At 45.3% G+C, this 17,033-nt stretch carries 15 protein-coding genes; 11 read left to right on the top strand and 4 right to left on the bottom strand.

All coding sequences use genetic code 11. From position 1 onward, the window contains the following. Nucleotides 1-810 precede the first annotated feature (810 nt). The 5 genes from QT996_RS26455 to serS all read left to right on the top strand — a co-directional run bounded on the left by QT996_RS26455 (nt 811) and on the right by serS (nt 7,908). The gene (locus tag QT996_RS26455) at nt 811-1,857 is read left to right on the top strand and encodes an ABC transporter substrate-binding protein (RefSeq protein ID WP_333050283.1); all 1,047 of its coding nucleotides are present in this window, start codon (nt 811-813) and stop codon (nt 1,855-1,857) included. 173 nt (nt 1,858-2,030) lie between these two features. Then, on the top strand, nt 2,031-3,575 hold the full coding sequence (locus tag QT996_RS26450) for a sugar ABC transporter ATP-binding protein (RefSeq protein ID WP_333050281.1): 1,545 nt from the start codon (nt 2,031-2,033) through the stop codon (nt 3,573-3,575). Further along, entirely contained in the window at nt 3,572-4,576 is a 1,005-nt protein-coding gene (locus tag QT996_RS26445) for an ABC transporter permease subunit (protein ID WP_333050280.1), read from the top strand. The genes QT996_RS26450 and QT996_RS26445 overlap by 4 nt, the downstream gene beginning before the upstream one ends. 48 nt (nt 4,577-4,624) lie before the next feature. Next, complete coding sequence (locus QT996_RS26440; protein ID WP_333050279.1) at nt 4,625-6,259, top strand: iron uptake porin; 1,635 nt, start codon at nt 4,625-4,627, stop codon at nt 6,257-6,259. Nucleotides 6,260-6,627: 368 nt separating this feature from the next. Beyond that, the gene (gene serS, locus QT996_RS26435; protein WP_333050278.1) at nt 6,628-7,908 is read left to right on the top strand and encodes a serine--tRNA ligase; all 1,281 of its coding nucleotides are present in this window, start codon (nt 6,628-6,630) and stop codon (nt 7,906-7,908) included. Nucleotides 7,909-8,350: 442 nt separating this feature from the next. On the opposite strand, the gene QT996_RS26430 is transcribed toward serS, so the two are convergent. Beyond that, nucleotides 8,351-9,367 (bottom strand): hypothetical protein, encoded by a 1,017-nt coding sequence (locus QT996_RS26430; protein WP_333050277.1) that lies wholly within the window; start codon nt 9,365-9,367, stop codon nt 8,351-8,353. Nucleotides 9,368-9,613: 246 nt separating this feature from the next. On the opposite strand from QT996_RS26430, the gene QT996_RS26425 reads away from it, so the two are divergent. Both QT996_RS26425 and QT996_RS26420 read left to right on the top strand, forming a co-directional pair. Next, nucleotides 9,614-11,482 (top strand): 3-oxoacyl-[acyl-carrier-protein] synthase III C-terminal domain-containing protein, encoded by a 1,869-nt coding sequence (locus QT996_RS26425; RefSeq protein WP_333050276.1) that lies wholly within the window; start codon nt 9,614-9,616, stop codon nt 11,480-11,482. Continuing rightward, nucleotides 11,482-12,408 carry a DUF6999 family protein gene (locus QT996_RS26420; protein WP_333050274.1) on the top strand — a complete coding sequence of 309 codons (927 nt, stop codon included), beginning with the start codon at nt 11,482-11,484 and terminating at the stop codon, nt 12,406-12,408. The genes QT996_RS26425 and QT996_RS26420 overlap by 1 nt, the downstream gene beginning before the upstream one ends. Nucleotides 12,409-12,530: 122 nt before the next feature. Here the strand turns inward: QT996_RS26420 and QT996_RS26415 are convergent, their stop codons facing one another. Beyond that, nucleotides 12,531-12,668: a hypothetical protein gene (locus QT996_RS26415; RefSeq protein WP_333050273.1), complete on the bottom strand. Its 138-nt coding sequence runs from the start codon at nt 12,666-12,668 to the stop codon at nt 12,531-12,533. Nucleotides 12,669-12,987: 319 nt separating this feature from the next. On the opposite strand from QT996_RS26415, the gene msrA reads away from it, so the two are divergent. The 4 genes from msrA to QT996_RS26395 all read left to right on the top strand — a co-directional run bounded on the left by msrA (nt 12,988) and on the right by QT996_RS26395 (nt 15,334). Beyond that, nucleotides 12,988-13,641 carry a peptide-methionine (S)-S-oxide reductase MsrA gene (gene msrA, locus QT996_RS26410; protein ID WP_333050272.1) on the top strand — a complete coding sequence of 218 codons (654 nt, stop codon included), beginning with the start codon at nt 12,988-12,990 and terminating at the stop codon, nt 13,639-13,641. A gap of 308 nt (nt 13,642-13,949) precedes the next feature. Beyond that, nucleotides 13,950-14,255: a hypothetical protein gene (locus QT996_RS26405; protein ID WP_333050271.1), complete on the top strand. Its 306-nt coding sequence runs from the start codon at nt 13,950-13,952 to the stop codon at nt 14,253-14,255. Nucleotides 14,256-14,376: 121 nt separating this feature from the next. Continuing rightward, nucleotides 14,377-14,718 carry a YtxH domain-containing protein gene (locus QT996_RS26400; RefSeq protein WP_333050270.1) on the top strand — a complete coding sequence of 114 codons (342 nt, stop codon included), beginning with the start codon at nt 14,377-14,379 and terminating at the stop codon, nt 14,716-14,718. 37 nt (nt 14,719-14,755) lie between these two features. Further along, nucleotides 14,756-15,334 carry a DUF948 domain-containing protein gene (locus QT996_RS26395; RefSeq protein ID WP_333050269.1) on the top strand — a complete coding sequence of 193 codons (579 nt, stop codon included), beginning with the start codon at nt 14,756-14,758 and terminating at the stop codon, nt 15,332-15,334. 14 nt (nt 15,335-15,348) lie between these two features. Here the strand turns inward: QT996_RS26395 and QT996_RS26390 are convergent, their stop codons facing one another. Together QT996_RS26390 and QT996_RS26385 are read right to left on the bottom strand one after the other, a co-directional pair. After that, nucleotides 15,349-16,209, bottom strand: a complete 861-nt coding sequence (locus QT996_RS26390; protein ID WP_333050268.1) for an Rpn family recombination-promoting nuclease/putative transposase — start codon at nt 16,207-16,209, stop codon at nt 15,349-15,351. Between the two features lie 162 nt (nt 16,210-16,371). Then, complete coding sequence (locus QT996_RS26385) at nt 16,372-16,872, bottom strand: DNA-binding response regulator (RefSeq protein WP_333050267.1); 501 nt, start codon at nt 16,870-16,872, stop codon at nt 16,372-16,374. Nucleotides 16,873-17,033 lie beyond the last annotated feature (161 nt).

Below are 17,033 nucleotides of genomic sequence, written 5' to 3'. Positions count from 1 at the left end.
TTAATAATTAAGTGGGGTCGTAAAATCAAAAATAAGGGCAATGCGTGTATCACAGTTTAAATGTGCAACAGCTTAGTGATTTTGTCAAAAAGGGCGATCGCCATTATCCAGAGCTTTTAAACCATGTCAAGATGACTATAGTTGCAAGTTTTACAGGCAAATATTTGACTCGCTTAATCTCACCGTTGGTTTTGAGCGACGATCTGCTTTTTTATTAGGGCTTTTTAACTAGCTGCATGGGTGAGTGCGAGGCTGTGGTTGAAGTTTACTATAATATACCGTAATTTACGGTAAACTTAATGATTTTTTACAATATTATGCACCAAACAAAAATTAAGATTTATTGAGTTGGTGCTGCGCGTCCGACCCGACTGCGGATGAGCAGACCGATGCCGATCGAGGCGATCGCATTTTTAGTTTTTGGTGAAAGTATGGTCTATCCAAAGATAGATATAGAGCCACTATGTAACTGTTATCATCAGCAACATAGAGAGTTAAATTAAATATGACTCCGCCAGGTTTAAAAAACAATTCCTGAAAGATTTTGTCTAAAATATTCTCCTAAAACTTTTTCACGAGATGCTAAAAAATTAATGCTCATAAAGCATTAAAAAATTAAGATGGTAGATTGTTTTTGACTCGCGGAGAGAGATTGAATATTCATATCTTTTCCGTTTCCCAAAGTGGTCTAGCAAGCCAATCGAGAAAGTTTTATGAGCAGAAAATAAACACGATCTCGTACAATCATGTACAAAGAAAAGTCGCTCACCTAAAACATTAGGTATTCGAGCTTAAACCTAACAAAAGCTAATGTTAGGTTGGCAACGTCATATTTACGAGCGACTCTCTCCAAACGAGAATTCATTGGAGTTTGAGGTGAAACGAGTAACGATCGCACTCAGTCTTTTTAGTCTACTCAGCAGCACTCTGGCAAGTTGCACCGCCGCTTCCCAGAACGCTCAAAACAGCACGCAAAAAAGCAACTCCGAACTTTCATCAGTTGCTGTAGCAGTGCGTGACCTCGGCAATCCATTCTTCGTACAAGTTGGCAAGGGCGCTGAGGCCGAAGCCAAGAAAATCGGCGGTGCAAACGTGAGGACAACTCTCGTTTCCAGCGGCGACGATTTAAATCAACAATTTAATCAAATCGAAAACTTTATTGCCTCTAATGTCGGCATGATTGTACTCAATGCTGCTGACACAAAAGGCATTGCACCCGCTGTTGAAAAAGCCAAGCAAGCCGGAATTCCGATAATTGCAGTTGATACCGCCGCCGAGGGAGGCGTTGATGCCACAGTTACTTCAAATAACGTGCAAGCTGGCGAAGTAAGCTGTCAATATATCGCCGATCGCTTGAAAGGAAAAGGCAGCGTTGTGATTATCAACGGGCCTCCCGTCGCTTCAGTCGTCGAGCGAGTTCAGGGGTGCCAGAGTGTCTTCTCCAAATATCCCGATCTCAAAGTTCTTTCCAAAGATCAGAACGCAGAAGGCAGCCGCGATGGCGGATTGAGAGTGATGAGTGATGTTCTTACTTCCTTCCCAAAAATTGATGCTGTTTTTGCAATTAATGACCCCTGTGCCATTGGTGCAGAATTAGCAGCCAAACAGGCACAAAGAAGCGAGTTCTTTATTGTGGGAGTCGATGGTGCACCTGAAGCTTTAGATGCCCTCAAGCAGAACAACAGTCTATTTGTGGCTACAGCAGCTCAAGATCCATTTCGCATGGCAGCCAAGGCAGTTGAAGTCGGGAACGACATTCGGAAAGGAAACAAGCCAGCCAATCCAAACATTTTGATTCCAGTCGCGCTGATTACTCGCGAAAACGTTCACCAACATAAAGGCTGGACCAGCGAATAAATCCGAACTCGCGGGAAATCGAGTTGTTTGCGAAAATACTTCGTTTTAGTAGTCCTGCTGCGATTAGGGGTAAGGTGCAGCCCGGCGCACCCTACAGATATATCTGCCATTAATTCCACACATTGATGGAGCAAACCTCGACTTGTAATTCGCCTAAAATTACGGTATTTGCGATGGTAAATAGCACTCAAGATTCAATTACAACTAAGCCCGTACTCGAAATGCAAGGTATTAAAAAAACCTTTAACGGTTTTGTAGCCTTGCACGATGTAAATATCACCGTTTACCCGGGCGAAGTCCACGCCCTCATGGGGGAAAACGGCGCGGGCAAAAGTACGCTGATGAAAATTCTGGCGGGAGCCTACATAGCCGATGCAGGCGAAATCAGAATTGACGGCAAAGCTGTTAAGATGACAGACCCCGGTCAAGCCAGAGATTTAGGGATAGCGATTATTTATCAAGAACTCAATCTCGCCCCCAATCTGACAGTTGCTGAAAACATTTTTATGGGCAGCGAGATCAAGAAAGGAGGTACATTTCTAGACCAAGATGAAATGCGGCGTAGGGCCGCTGAGGTATTACAAAACCTCGATGCAAATTTTGAGGCTGGAGACCTGGTTTCGACACTTTCAATTGCCGAACAGCAGCAAGTGGAAATAGCTAGGGCGCTCAAAGACAACAGCCGAATTTTAGTGATGGACGAGCCGACAGCCGCGCTTTCCGACCGCGAAACAGATAAGCTTTTTGAAGTGGTTCGCCGCTTGCGGAATGAGGGCATTGCTATTATTTATATCAGCCACAGAATGGCAGAAATTTATGCCCTTGCCGATCGCGTGAGCGTCATCCGAGATGGCGGGTATATTGGCTCTCTTGAAAAGCACGAAATTTCTGCAGAACGCCTGGTGGAAATGATGGTGGGTCGTTCTTTACAGGATTTGTACGAAAACAAGCATCAAATAACACCGGGTGCAGTTGTTCTTGAGGTAACAAATTTAAGCGACGGCCACAAAGTAAAGCCTGCCAGTTTTCAACTTTATGCGGGCGAAATTCTGGGTTTAGCGGGTTTAGTTGGCGCCGGCAGAACAGAACTTGCCCGCCTGATTTTTGGTGCAGATCGAAAGACAAGCGGTGAAGTTAAACTCGAAAATCGTCCTCTCAATGTCTCGACACCCAATGAAGCAATGGCCGCCGGAATTGCTTACGTGCCAGAAGATCGCAAGGCTCTCGGACTATTTTTGGAGGCAACTTCGGGTGAAAATATCACCATGAATGTCCTCGATCGAGAAGCAAAAGCTGGCATTATCAACTCAAATTTTCTGTTGAAAGTTGTCAATGATGCTATTAATAATTTGCAGATTCGCCTTGCAAGTCCGAGCATCAGGGCAATGGATCTTTCTGGGGGAAATCAGCAGAAGTTGCTGCTAGCGCGTTGGTTGGCTATCAACCCAAAGGTACTTTTGCTAGATGAACCGACGCGGGGTGTGGACATTGGCGCAAAAAGCGAAATTTATCGAATTATTAGCGATTTGGCAGCCAAAGGTGTAGCTATTTTGATGATTTCCAGCGAACTGCCGGAAATTGTGGGAATGAGCGATCGCGTCTTAGTGATGCGATCGGGAAGCCTCGTCGGTGAAGTAGGCGGATCGACTGGGGAAAAGATTACGCAAGAAAACATTATGGCTTATGCCACTGGTGCAAAAGAGGTAGTAAAATCATGAGTCAAACGCAAACAAAAACCAGCAGAAGTTCAGGGAGCGATCGGCAGAAAACAAGTAAAGCTCAAGCTTGGAAAAATTTTATCCAAGTTGCCGGTATCCTGCCGATTTTGGTGGCTATATGTGTGATTTTTTCCCTGGTAACGCCCAACTTTCTTTCCGTAGGAAATTTTATCAATGTCATTCGGCAAGCATCGATCAATATTGTCCTAGCTACTGGCATGACTTTTGTGATTTTGACGGGCGGAATTGACCTTTCAGTAGGGTCAATTTTGGGCGTGACGGCCGTTGTCGGGGTGCTGGTTTCCTTAGTTCCTGGTCTGGGTTGGTTTGCCGTACCGGCTGCGTTAATAGCCGGAGTCTTTTTGGGATTGCTTAACGGCTCGCTAGTTGCCTATTTAGGTTTGCCTCCGTTCATCGTCACCCTCGGTTCTTACACAGCTTTGCGGGGAGTTGCTTATTTAGTCGCTAACGGCACTACCGTTATCAATAGAAATCTGAATTTTGCTTGGGTAGGTAACAATTATGTCGGCCCAATTCCCTGGTTGGTTATTATCGCTTTCCTCGCAGTTCTAGCGAGTTGGTTTGTCTTGCGGCGGACTGTTCTCGGGAGGCATATTTACGCCGTGGGAGGCAACATCCGGGCAGCACGATTGACAGGTATTAAGGTGAGTCGGGTGCTGTTATTTGTCTATGGCGTCAGTGGGTTGCTTTCTGGTTTAGGTGGAATCATGAGCGCGTCGCGCCTCTACAGTGCGACGGGGATGTTGGGGCAAGGCTACGAATTAGATGCGATCGCTGCTGTAATTTTGGGAGGAACGAGTTTCACAGGTGGAATTGGTACTATTTGGGGTACTTTGCTGGGGGCTTTAATTATTGCCCTGCTCAACAATGGACTAACTCTGATGAATGTGTCTTTCTTCTGGCAGTTAGTTGTGAAAGGTCTGGTGATAATTATCGCAGTGACGATTGACAAAGTTCGCACCGGTTCAAGCGCAGCGTAAAGGTATTGCTAATTCGGTTGATCGGTTCCTTATGTGGAGCTTTGTCATATGCAGATCCAGCATTTTCCTCACCTGATTACTGCTTTTATACTGGGAACACCTGGTGTATTTCTACTAACATCATCCCCAAGTTTTGCGCTTCCAATTGATAGATTAGTTGCTCCTGAACCGTTAAATACCTTGGCAGAAAAACCCTTCGCGCAGGTGAATTCTGTCTCTCAACTCTCGGATGTAAAACCCACTGACTGGGCGTTTCAGGCGCTGCAATCTCTAGTAGAACGCTACGGCTGCATTGTCGGTTATCCCGATGGAACTTACAGAGGAAACCGGGCGCTGACGCGGTACGAATTTGCCGCAGGATTGAATAGCTGTCTCGATCGAGTCAGCGAACTAATTGCCGCAGGAACAACCAACCTGATTACTGCGGAAGATTTAGCGATCGTCCAAAAGCTGCAAGCAGAATTTGCAACTGAATTATCGGTGTTGCGGGGTCGAGTCGATACTCTCGATGCACGCACAGCAGAACTAGAAGCGAATCAGTTCTCCACCACAACTAAGCTGAATGCGGAAATTATCGTGGTGGTAACAGATACCTCTGGTAACAGTGTTGGGGATTCGCGCGATCGCACCAACACTATTGTTGCCAACCGGGGGCGATTAAATTTTGAAACCAGCTTCACCGGTCGCGATATGCTCAGAACCCGTTTGGAATTTGGCAACTTGGGCAGGAGGATTGCCGATGAGACGGGTACAAATATGACGGCCTTGAACTTTGATGGCAATGTCGATAACACAATCACCGTCCCTCACTTATTGTATGTAACGCCGCTGACCTCTAATCTGGCGCTGACCGTGGGCCCCACAGGTGTTGGCTATCCCGATATTACGGATTTGCTGACTCCTCCAACGATCGCCAGCGATAGTGAGGGAATTCCCTCGAAGTTCGGACAATACAATCCCCTCTACCGCCGGGGAGGTGGCGGTGCTGCTGTCAACTGGACGATCGTCAAAAACCTCACCCTGACTGTGGGCTATGTAGGCGGAAATCCCAATCTCTCGCAGCAAAGTAACGGTTTATTCAACGGTTCCTACAATGCTCTGGTTCAGCTTGCCTACCGGGGCGATCGCGGAGCCATTGGCGTAGCCTATTCTCGTACCTTTGCACCCAGCGGTAAAGCCGATATCACAGGCGGTACAGGTAGTTTTCTGGCTGCGCGACCGTTTGGGGACAATATTGCTACATCCAGCGATTCTGTAGGCGTACAAGGATTCTACCGCCTTGCTCCCCGGTTGCAAGTTCACGGTTGGGGCGTTTATACTCGCGCCAATGCAGAAAATTCCGGTGTTAGCAGCGTTTCGGATGGTAGAGGTGGCGTGGTTTTGCTAAATGTTGACGGGGACGATCGCGCCGATATTGTGTATGCAGCGATCGGGATAAGTTTCCCAGATGTCGGAGGCGAAGGCAATCTACCGGGGATTTTAGTGGGTTTACCAGGTCGCGTGACGAGCAGTAATGTCCGCCGCGAGCGAGATACTTCCTATCACATTGAAGCCTTCTATCGCTTTCAGGTCAACGACAACATTTCCATCACCCCTGGTGTTTGGGCCGTTGTTAATCCTGAGAATGACAGCCGCAACGACACTCAATGGGTTTGGTTGCTTCGCACTGGCTTTAACTTTTAACCGGAAAGATATTTTAGTAACTTAGTCCAGGACGCAAAAACCCAGTTTCTTGACGTAATTGCCTCATTTGAGACGATAATCGCGAGAAACCGGGTTTTTTAGACTGATAGTGCATCCAGGGCTTAAATTCCATGCCACACAACAAAAAACCCCTACCATCGCTGGCTGGGGTAGAAAATTATCAGGGTGCATCTACTAATATTTGCAACTATAACATACATTTGTGGGGTGTCACCCTTCATGGGTGACACCCAACTAGGAATTTAGGTCAGAATAAGTTATGGTTTAATATGCCAATGATTAACAAAGCTTTTATATCATCTCGTTCTGTCCCAGCCGCTCTAAAATTTAAGATTTAGAATAAATCTGTGCTAGACCTCAAATTAATCCGAGAAAACCCGCAAGCCGTGCAAGAAAGCCTCAACCTGCGCGGAGGTAACTATGAAATCGAGCCGATTTTGCAATTAGACAAACAGCAGCGGGAGTTGGAAAGCAAGCGATCGCAACTACAAGCCCGCAGCAACGAAATTGCCAAACTCATCGGTCAAAAAAGAAAATCGGGTTTACCCCTCGAATCTCCCGAAATTCAGGAACTGCAGGCAGAAGGCAACGCAGTCGGCACCGAGTCGAACGAACTGCAAGCACAGGAAAAAGATCTAAAAGCTCAAATAGAAGCTTTATTGCTGCCGCTGCCAAACTTGCCGGGTTCCTCAACGCCGATCGGCAAAAATGAAGAGGAAAACGTCGAAATCCGGCGCTGGGGAGACGAATACATACCCCAAAATTCCGGTATTTTACCGCACTGGGAAATCGGCGAAAAATTAGGAATTCTCAACTTTGAACGGGCAGTAAAAATCGCTCAGCCCCGCTTTGTTACCTTAATTGGAGCTGGTGCCGCCCTGGAAAGAGCAATAATTCAATTTATGCTCGATCGCCACACAAAAGCCGGTTATGTAGAAGTGATTCCTCCATTTTTAGTTAACACTGAATCCCTGACGGCTACGGGTCAATTACCCAAATTTGCTGAAGAAAGTTTCAAGTGCGACCAAGATGATTTGTGGTTAATTCCTACTTCCGAAGTTCCGGTTGTCAATTTGTACAGAGGTGAAATACTGACAGCAGAACAGTTGCCAATTTATCACTGTTCTTACACTCCTTGCTTTCGCCGCGAAGCTGGCAGTTACGGCAAAGATACGCGGGGATTAATTCGATTACACCAATTTAATAAAGTTGAATTGGTAAAACTCGTGCATCCGAGTACCTCCGAGGCAGAGCACGAAAAATTAGTGCAGGATGCTGAGGGAGTTTTGCAGGCGCTGAAATTGCCTTATCGGGCGATCGCACTGTGTACCGGCGACTTAGGTTTCGCGGCAGCCAAAACCTACGATTTAGAGGTGTGGCTGCCATCTGCGGGCAAATACCGCGAGATTTCCAGTTGTTCCAACGTCGCAGATTTTCAGGCGCGGCGGGCAAATATTCGCTTTAAAGAAGCGGGTAAAAAAGGCACTCAATTCGTTCACGCCCTTAACGGTTCCGGTTTAGCTATAGGCCGCACAATGGCGGCAATTTTGGAGAATTACCAGCAGCCCGACGGAACTGTAAAAGTGCCGGAAGCCTTACAACCCTATTTGGGACGGGAAGTTTTATAAACAAGTTTGTAGTTATATCAAATCTGTTAGCATCGGAATTATTCCTCTCTCTATTCTCGACCTCTGCGTGAATCTGCGTCAATCCATTGTCATCTGCGGTGAAGAAATTCTCTTTTTTTACCGCAGATAGAGGCAGATTAACACAGATTAACGCAGATCAATTAGATAAATTCCGATTGCAGTGTTCGTGGTTGAATGTTGACTGGATTTGACGCCCAACGATGCTACCGGATTTGATATTACGGGGCGATTGAAATCCATCCTAGACAAACTTTCGTCCCTGCAGAAGGGGACTAAAAAATAACGTAAAACGCGAATGCTGTTAAACCCCCGACAACTTCGGCGAAGTCGGGATTCTGGGTGTTCTATTTTTTATCAACTTCTTCCTTCTTCCTTCTTCCTTCTTCCTTCTTCCTTCTTCCTTCTTCCTTCTTCCTTCTACTTAAAGTGTGATCAACGCTTCTTTGATATTTAATGCCAAAAATCTATCCAATGCTAGATACATCCAATAAACAGATAATTGACTATCGCTGCTAGTCTTCTGAAATCCCAAAGCCAGGGCCTGTTTTTCGTACATGGGGTGAATCATCAGCGTGTACAAGTCGCAAAGATTCGGAAAATCTGTTTGCATTTCGCCTAAAACTTTCTGTGTGTCTTCCAGAAAAGTAATCCGGTATTCTGACAAATACTGCGGATCGATCATCCAACTGCGGATAAATACTGACTGGCAATTTTGATCTCCTGGTAGCGCCATATTGAAAGGATCTATATCGGAAATAGAACTTAAATGAAGGCTTTTGCTAGGAGCGTTAAAAAAATTGACTTCTGATTCGCTAGCTGTTGGATAAAGTAAGTAAAACCCGACTGGATTGAGATTATCTGAGCGCCGCAAAACTCGCATTCCCTTTGAGTATTGACGGGCCAAAAGCCGGAGAATTTTAGCGATTTTTTGGGGTACGGCGCTTGTGTTGCGGTTCATCCAGTTGTAATTGGTGGCTAATAAATTTGCCACGAGAATCGCGTCGCACCGAGGGTTAAAATTATCTAATTGGAGTTGTACAGGCTTTTGAGGTTCGGCAACCTTTAAAATTTCTGGAATGGGTTGAATTTCTATTTCGGTAGTGTTACCGTCAAAGTGTTTTTTAATTAACCCCAGGGCTTCTAATTTATCTAACATCATGCCGGCGGCGCGATCGCTCCCGCGATCGGAATCGCAGTAAAATAGTTCGGCGGCTTCCCGGTGAGTGCACTGCACTTCTGTTGCGGGCAATTCCAGTTTCGCCAGCGGCGGTTTGAGGCGGGGCTGGCTTTCCTGAAGCTGTTTCACCGATAAGTAAACCCAAAGCCTGATAAAGCATTCAGCCCTAGTACGGGTTACGCCTACTCGTTTCATCAACAGCGAAACAGCCGTGCGGCGTTGAGATTGAGAATACCAAGCATCTAGTGTGTCAATATCCATTTCACTCGGGAAGCTGCGAAGGAACTCTAGTTACATATTGGCTCAATTACAATAAACTTCACCCCGCTTCAGGTTACTTGTTGCCGCTGTTGCTCAACTTGCCTGATTTCCGGCGACTCTACAAGATAGCTGCTTGCTCCTTGCAAGTTCACTGCTTCACAAAGCACCATCAATTTTAGATATTTTCTGGCTTGATTTAACAAACCAACGAACCTGAGTAATTTAGCAACTTTAGAGGTTTACGCCATGTACAGTGCTTATATCAATCGGATGGGAAAATTTTTGCCGGGAGAACCGATTAATAATGATGAGATGGAAGAGTATCTCGGCAAAATTGCCTCGCGCCCTTCGAGAGTCAGGCAGCGAATTCTCAACAGCAACGGCATTCAACAGCGCTACTACGCCATCGACAAACAGCAGCAAACAATATATTCTAACAGCCAAATGGCAGCGTTTGCTGTCCGTGACGCGATCGCCCAGGCAAATTTGGAACCAGGGGCGATCGACTTATTGGCCTGCGCTACCACTTTACCAGATTTATTAGTACCGGGATTTGCCAGCACAGTACACGGGGAACTTTCGGAATTATCTCCCCTAGAAATAGTTTCAACTCAAGGAGTTTGCTGTGCCGGAGTTAGTGCTTTAAATTACGCCGCCTCCCAAATCGAACTCGGCAAAAAACAAACCGCCATTGCCGTCGCTTCCGAATTTCCCTCGCGCCTGTTCAAAAACACCAAATTTGAAGCAGAGACTTCGGTGCAAGGGCGAAAATCCCTGCCTTTCGATACAGAATTTCTGCGCTGGATGCTCTCCGACGGCGCCGGAGCATTCTTGCTCCAAAACCATCCCAAATCCACGGGAATTAGTTTAAAAATAGAATGGATTGAGCTAATTTCCCACGCCAATGCTTATCCAGTTTGTATGTATTCAGGATTAGCCAACGAAACATCAACTAAAAGCTGGTTGGATTATTCCTCCTACCTCGATGCAGCCACAGCGGGAGCTTTTGACTTGCGACAAAATATTCGCTTGCTGGACAATGTAATAAAATTAGGCGTTGAAGGTTGGCTGCGGTTGATTAAAACCGGGAGAGTTTGTCCGCAGGAAATCGACTGGCTGCTGTGCCACTATTCGTCTCACTTTTTCCGGGGGCAAATTGTAGAACTTCTGGAACAAGCAGGCTGTATGATTCCTGAAGAAAAATGGTTTACAAACTTATACACACGGGGAAATACAGGCTGCGCCTCGATTTATTTAATGTTAGAGGAATTGTTCAATTCGGGCAAGTTGCAGCCAGGACAGAAAATCTTTTGTTTCGTGCCGGAAAGCGGCCGCTTTACAACGGCATATATGATGTTAACTGCTGTGGAAAATACCCATAAGCCTATGAGTTCTCAAATTTATAACATTCATGAGGTTCCCGAAGCTTCGCCTCTCGAAAGCGTTAAACCCGAACACCCCAACTCTCCGCAAGCTTATTTGTTGCGGGAGTTAGCAGGGATTTGGCTGAAGTTTGAGCGCGAAATTCGTTCTGTTCCCATTGTCCGCAAATTGTACCGGGGAGAGTTTACAATAGAAGATTATCAAGCTTTACTTTGTAATCTGCGCCCGCAAGTTGTAGAGGGAGCTCGCTGGATTGCTCGCGCCGCTTCTAACATGAGTGATTTTCGACTCCGATCGACTTTTATCGGCCATGCCCAAGACGAACACCGCGACTATCAAATGCTAGAACAAAATTATGTTTCTGTGGGCGGTGAATTGGCAAAAATTGTGGAATATGATAAGAATATTGGCAGCGAAGCACTCTCAGCTTTTATCTTCCACCAAGCATCGCGGGACAATCCGGTTGATTTAATTGGCAGTATGTTTATTATCGAAGGATTGGGAAATCAGTTGGCGGGAAAGTGGGCAAAACAAATTCAAGAAACTCTCGGTTTGCAAGACGAACAAGTATCGTTTTTAGCTTATCACGGAGCTAATGACGAGTCGCATTTAGCCAAGCTGGAAAATTTGATTAATGCCGAATGGATGACAGATGATATTGCCCGCCGCATTGTCAAAACCGCTCGCGTTACTGCTCGTTTATATTTGCTGCAATTGGAGGAAATTCGCTAATGCAAAAGCTGCAAAAACAAGATACCGAAAATCTCTCCGATGAGGAGAAAATTCCTTACGCTACCAAACCCTATAACCGCCGAGATCCGAATGTTTGGGATGTGCTGTTTTGCGATCGATCTATTCCCGTCGATTTAGTGGCAAAAGCATATATGATGCGGGATTTGCAAAGCTGGACTCGCAATTATTTGCTCATCCCGATCAAAGTAATTGCTAACTTGTTGCTGGCGGTAATTATGACTGTCAAGCGCCTGTTGCCCTTTCAATTTCGCGCTTACACTTTAATGCACAAATCGGCTGCATTTTTTCTAAATAACTTTGTCTCGCCCGAAGCTTGTTATTTAATAGTCCGGCACATCTGCGCCGGCTCCAACATTATCAACTTCTTGATTGACAACGGCCCCGACACCCAGATTGAAAAGTCAAAGCTTTATCCGCGCACAGTTAGCGATTTAGCTGACAATGCGTTTCTCGAACACGACTTAATTCTCTATAACTTTGTCTGGGATTACAACCAAGCAATGGTGACAAATCCTAACTGGTTGCAGTTGGTTAAAGAACGGGGAATTAATTATGATAGCATTCAACCTGTAAAAGTTGAAATGGATTTTGACAAGCGCAGGTGGTTGAGGATTTTGGATTTGGAATCTGCGATCGAATTGTTTAAAGTTTTTTATTCTCTGTGTTTAACGAGCGACGAATTTGCGCGAGCAGTGATGTCGCTTCAGTTAGATGAAAACTTCGGACTGTATGTCAGCGAGATTACCGGAAATTGCGACTGGAATCATGTAATTGTCAATCGCCATCCGCTAGCGCCAAATAGTCCATTTAATGCGGCACGCGACTTGTTTTTGCACGGGATAATTTCGGAATATCTCTATCGGTATTTGGAACTGCAAAAAGAGATGAGAAATGTTTCAAAGTAAGGTGCTCAGGTAGGTGTAACCTAAGCACCTTACGAATACAAGTAGCGCGTCCAATAACTTTTTGCGTAAGTCATGAAGTTGGAAAGAATGATTACTTTTTCCGGTAAAATTAATAGGAGAAATCAAGCTGCTGCTAGCTGTGCTTGTTCTGATGCTTTGGGCCAAGTCTGATTTACCACAATCCACTTGCCTGTAATTGGGTCGCGGTAAGTAATAAACGGATTAGATTTTAAAGGTTGACTGCAAGGTTTAGCGCCCATTTCTACACACTCCCAATAAATGGTATTGAATAACTACTACAACACCATACCTTTAATAATCGGCTGTTTTGCCTAAAATCCGCGTGATTTATAACTCAACAATAGGTGATATTTTAGGTATGTTTTGGTGACATAGAACACGGGCTAAGGTGATTTAAAACTGCGTTGGCAGTGAGCAGTATCACCAAAAACCTTGCGTAAAAAAAATCTGCCTTCTGGTTTTTACCTTCTACCTTTAAAAGGGCCACTATTTTCAGTATACATCTGATATTATTAAGTAAGGTAAAGACGTTTATCAGAGATCCCCCCTCACAAACTTATGGTGCTATTTGGATTTGGCAAAAAGTCGAGCCTGCCCTCTCCCCAAGAGGCATTACCAGGGCGGGCAGAGTCGATGTCGGTACCGGCAAGTCACTTTGTTAACGGCAATCCGCTCAAACCTCCCTTTCCAAACGGCATGGAGACTGCCATGTTTGGCCTGGGCTGTTTTTGGGGCGCGGAACGCAAATTTTGGCAGCAAAATGGAGTTTTTTCGACGGCTGTTGGCTACGCGGCCGGGATTACTCCGAATCCTACTTACAATGAAGTTTGCAGCGGGATGACGGGACATAATGAAGTAGTTCTGGTTGTCTTCGATCCGAAAGTAATTAGTTACGAAACGCTCCTCAAAGTTTTTTGGGAAAGTCACAATCCTACTCAAGGAATGCGTCAGGGCAATGATTCGGGTACTCAGTATCGATCGGGAATTTACACGTATTCAGCCAGCCAAATGCAGTTAGCTGAAGCTTCGCGAGATGCTTACCAGCAAGCTCTGACACCGGCCGGTTACGGTAAGATTACCACTGAGATTATTGAGGCTCCTGAGTTTTATTACGCAGAAAGCTATCATCAGCAGTATCTTGCTAAAGAGCCGAACGGTTATTGCGGCTTGGGCGGTACTAAGGTTTGTTTGCCTGCTATGTCTCAGGCTTAAAATTTTCCTCTGCTTGATGGGACACAATAATGTTCATTGGTGTCAATTTAAGGTCAAATGTATTGCAGATTTGCAGTGTGACGATTAAGGCCTGATCCCCCCTAGCCCCCCTTCTTAAGGGGGGAACAAGAAGTTATCAAAGTCCCCCTACAACCAGGGGGATTTAGGGGGATCAAGCCTTGCATGAAAGCTAGATTTCTCAGGCTTCAGACTTGATTTGACACTAATGAACACTGCTGTGTCCCTACATTGGGCTAGAATTCCGCCACAAACAGCGGAATATATTAGTAGTTAAAAACAGGTGAGAAATGCTGACGGCTGTTGTAATTATCAATTTAATGATATCTCTGGTTTGCTTTTATATAGCGGCGAAGGTGTGGAAAATCAGGCGGACGATCGCACGTTTGGAAATGCGGATCGCAGGAATGGAACGCCGCAGCAGCAATGTTCTCAGCAAATCGCCGGATTTCCTTGGTAAAAGGCAGCAAGGTACCCGCCAACTGCGACGACGTTATCAACAACTGGAATTGCAACTGCAACAGGTTCAGCAACTTGTGGGATTGCTGGGTTTGGGACGGATGCTTTGGTCCAGGCGCGATCGACCTTTGAGGTAAGCTATCCTAAAACTGCTGCCCCTGCTGACTCCCTAGGATTTTCAACAATATTTCTACCTTTGTAAAGGGCTGCGATCGGGCAAACGTGCCTAAAATTGGTGTATGGAGAGAAGTTATAAAAATGTCAACTAAACGTTCAGGATTATTTATTGGCGGTTTGCTTGTGGGTTCTGCGATCGGGGCAGTGACTGGCTTGCTGATAGCACCGCGACCAGGCAAGGAGACGCGGCAGATATTGAAAAAATCGGCCGATGCTTTGCCCGAGTTGGCGGAGGATTTATCGACTAGCGTGCAGTTGCAGGCCGATCGACTTTCTGAAACTGCAATCCGAAATTGGGACGAAACTTTGATTAGACTCAAAGAGGCGATCGCGGCAGGTTTGGAAGCGACTCAGCGGGAACGCCAAACACTGTCGGAAAGTGAAGCTGAAGTGAGTCCCCCGTCGCGCCCTCCCATGCGCTAAGTGAGATGAAATCCTCAACCACAAATCCGAGATTCAAGTGAGCGACCCTATATTCTGGCTAGGACTTTCAATTTTGCTAGTTGCAGTTAGCCTGACTGCTGTTTTAGTGACTTTAATACCTGCGGTGCAAGCGCTGGCCCGGGCGGCGCGCAGCGTGGAAAAGCTCGCTGACACGCTTTCTCGCGAATTTCCGCCCACTTTGGAGGCGATTCGGTTGACGGGGCTGGAAATTAGCGAGTTGACGGATGATGTTAGCGAGGGAGTACAAAGTGCGGGCGAGGTTGTCAAACAGGTCGATCGAAGTATTGGTAGCGCGAAGAAGCAGGCGCAAAACGTGCAGGTGACAACTCGCAGCGTGGTGACTGGGATTAAGGCTGCTTGGAAAACTTTAACTCGCAAGCCGCCCATGTCTGGAACAAATCGCCGATCGACAGAGAGATTGTCACCGAGTCAAAGAAGTGCGATTTCGCTGAGGGATTCGGGCTTGGAGGATAGGTATTCTGGGGTTTACGGTGCGGGTGCGAGTAATGGGGAATCGCCACGGTTGAGGGGTAGCGAGGGCTCGGGTTTGCCGGGGGATGCGGAAGATTTTGAGGAAGTGTCGAAGGATTCTTGATAGTCGATCGCTTTTTACCTTGCTTGTTTCAACTTTTGAATTTCCTCCATACTCAATCCTGTTGTTTGAGCGATCGTTGCTTCATCTAACACATCCAGAAGTCCTTTGGCAATTTCAAGCGCTTTTTCCTTCATTGCCTGTGAAACAGCCTGCTTAACAGCCTGCTTAACAGCTTTAGTAATAGCATTCCGCTGGTCTTGTATGTAAATTTCCTGATGTTCTAAATCTTCCAACTCTTCGCGGGTTAAATCGGCGCGATTCGCAACTTCAAAAGCTTTCTGAATTGCCTGGACTTCTCCCATTTGTTCCGGTACAACTTGTAAACTTTTGGCATTTTTCAGAAAATATATCCACTTATCGGTTAGAGTTTCTAGTTCTTCTAATTTTTTGCCGAATTTCGGTAATTCAACAAACACTAACTCGATATCATAAATTAGATAGTCAACCAGATAATCTCTTTCTTTGAGGACAAAGCGGGAAATTACTTTGTCGAGATTGGCAAACATTTCAAAGTCAGTAATAGTTAAAGCAATTACCGGATTTAGTAGCGTGTAATCTACTCCTGTGTCTAGTTGAATCGAATAAGCTTTAGCAGCATTGTACAAGATCCGCTTTTCAAAGCCTTCTACATTCAATACCTGCATTTCGATAATGACTGTTTGCTCGTTATTAAGCTTGGCTCGGATATCTAAGTAAGTATCTTTAACTCCTCTAATTTTGGGGGGTTGATAGGGATTGAGGATTTCTAAAGATTCGATCGCAGAATTACCTTGGTAGAGGATGGCGTTGAGAAAACTGATGAGGATTTCTTTGTTTTGTTCGTCGCCGAATATTTTTTTAAAGGCAAAATCTGTTTTGGGATTGATAAATCTCATTTTTAAAACCTCCAAGTTGAAGGGCTCGCTCTCGATTAAGATTATAGCATTTATGCTCTTTGGTTGAGGGTATGATTAGATCGCAGAGCTTTTCAGTAAGATTGGTGGTTGAGGGCCGATCGCCCTTTAGTTAGATTAGTTACTATAGGGGCGATCGCACATCTAATCTTTTTTATCCAAGTGTTCGGTTTTCGTAGTTTCTGAAGTTGAAGGGAATTCTAGTCGAATGTTAATATCAATTGATACTGTACTTTCTTTAAAACCTATATTAACTATTTTTACTAATGCTTCTGTCGGTACAGAATTATTTATTTTAAATTCAGGAGAAGACTGAGTTTTATATCCCGCTTCCTGTAGCCGATCGCAAATATTGCGCCAATTTCCTACAGGTTCGTTAGGTACATCTGCGAGTTTTTTAACATATTGGTATAAAGTTTTACATAAATAAACTTCTGCACTTTTGGAACTCTGAAACAGTTGGCGGGCGATTTCGGCGGGACTGCAACCGGAAAGCAATCCTCGAAGGTAGAGTTTTTCTGTTTCTGTTAGTCCCCTGCGCGATCGGGGTGAGATTTGCCGTTTAGCTTCTGCAAAAGCTTGGTACAGCCTTTCTAAGTCCCAGTGTTTGGCGGCTTCGGCAAATAAATCTTCCTTTGAGGCCATTTTAGGGTGTGGTGAGATGTGGCTAACAATAGCATAACCGAAATTGCTAGCGTTTGTTAGTTGTTTGCTAACAATAGGTAGTCTACTAAGCTGTTGCACATTTAAACTGTGATACACGCATTGCCCTTATTTTTGATTTTACGACCCCACTTAATTATTAA

Origin of the sequence: Microcoleus sp. S13C4 (assembly GCF_036700865.1) — a bacterium.
Lineage (GTDB): Bacteria > Cyanobacteriota > Cyanobacteriia > Cyanobacteriales > Microcoleaceae > Microcoleus.
Note: the sequence above shows the minus strand (reverse complement) of the source record. Positions and strands in the feature narration are given on the sequence as shown.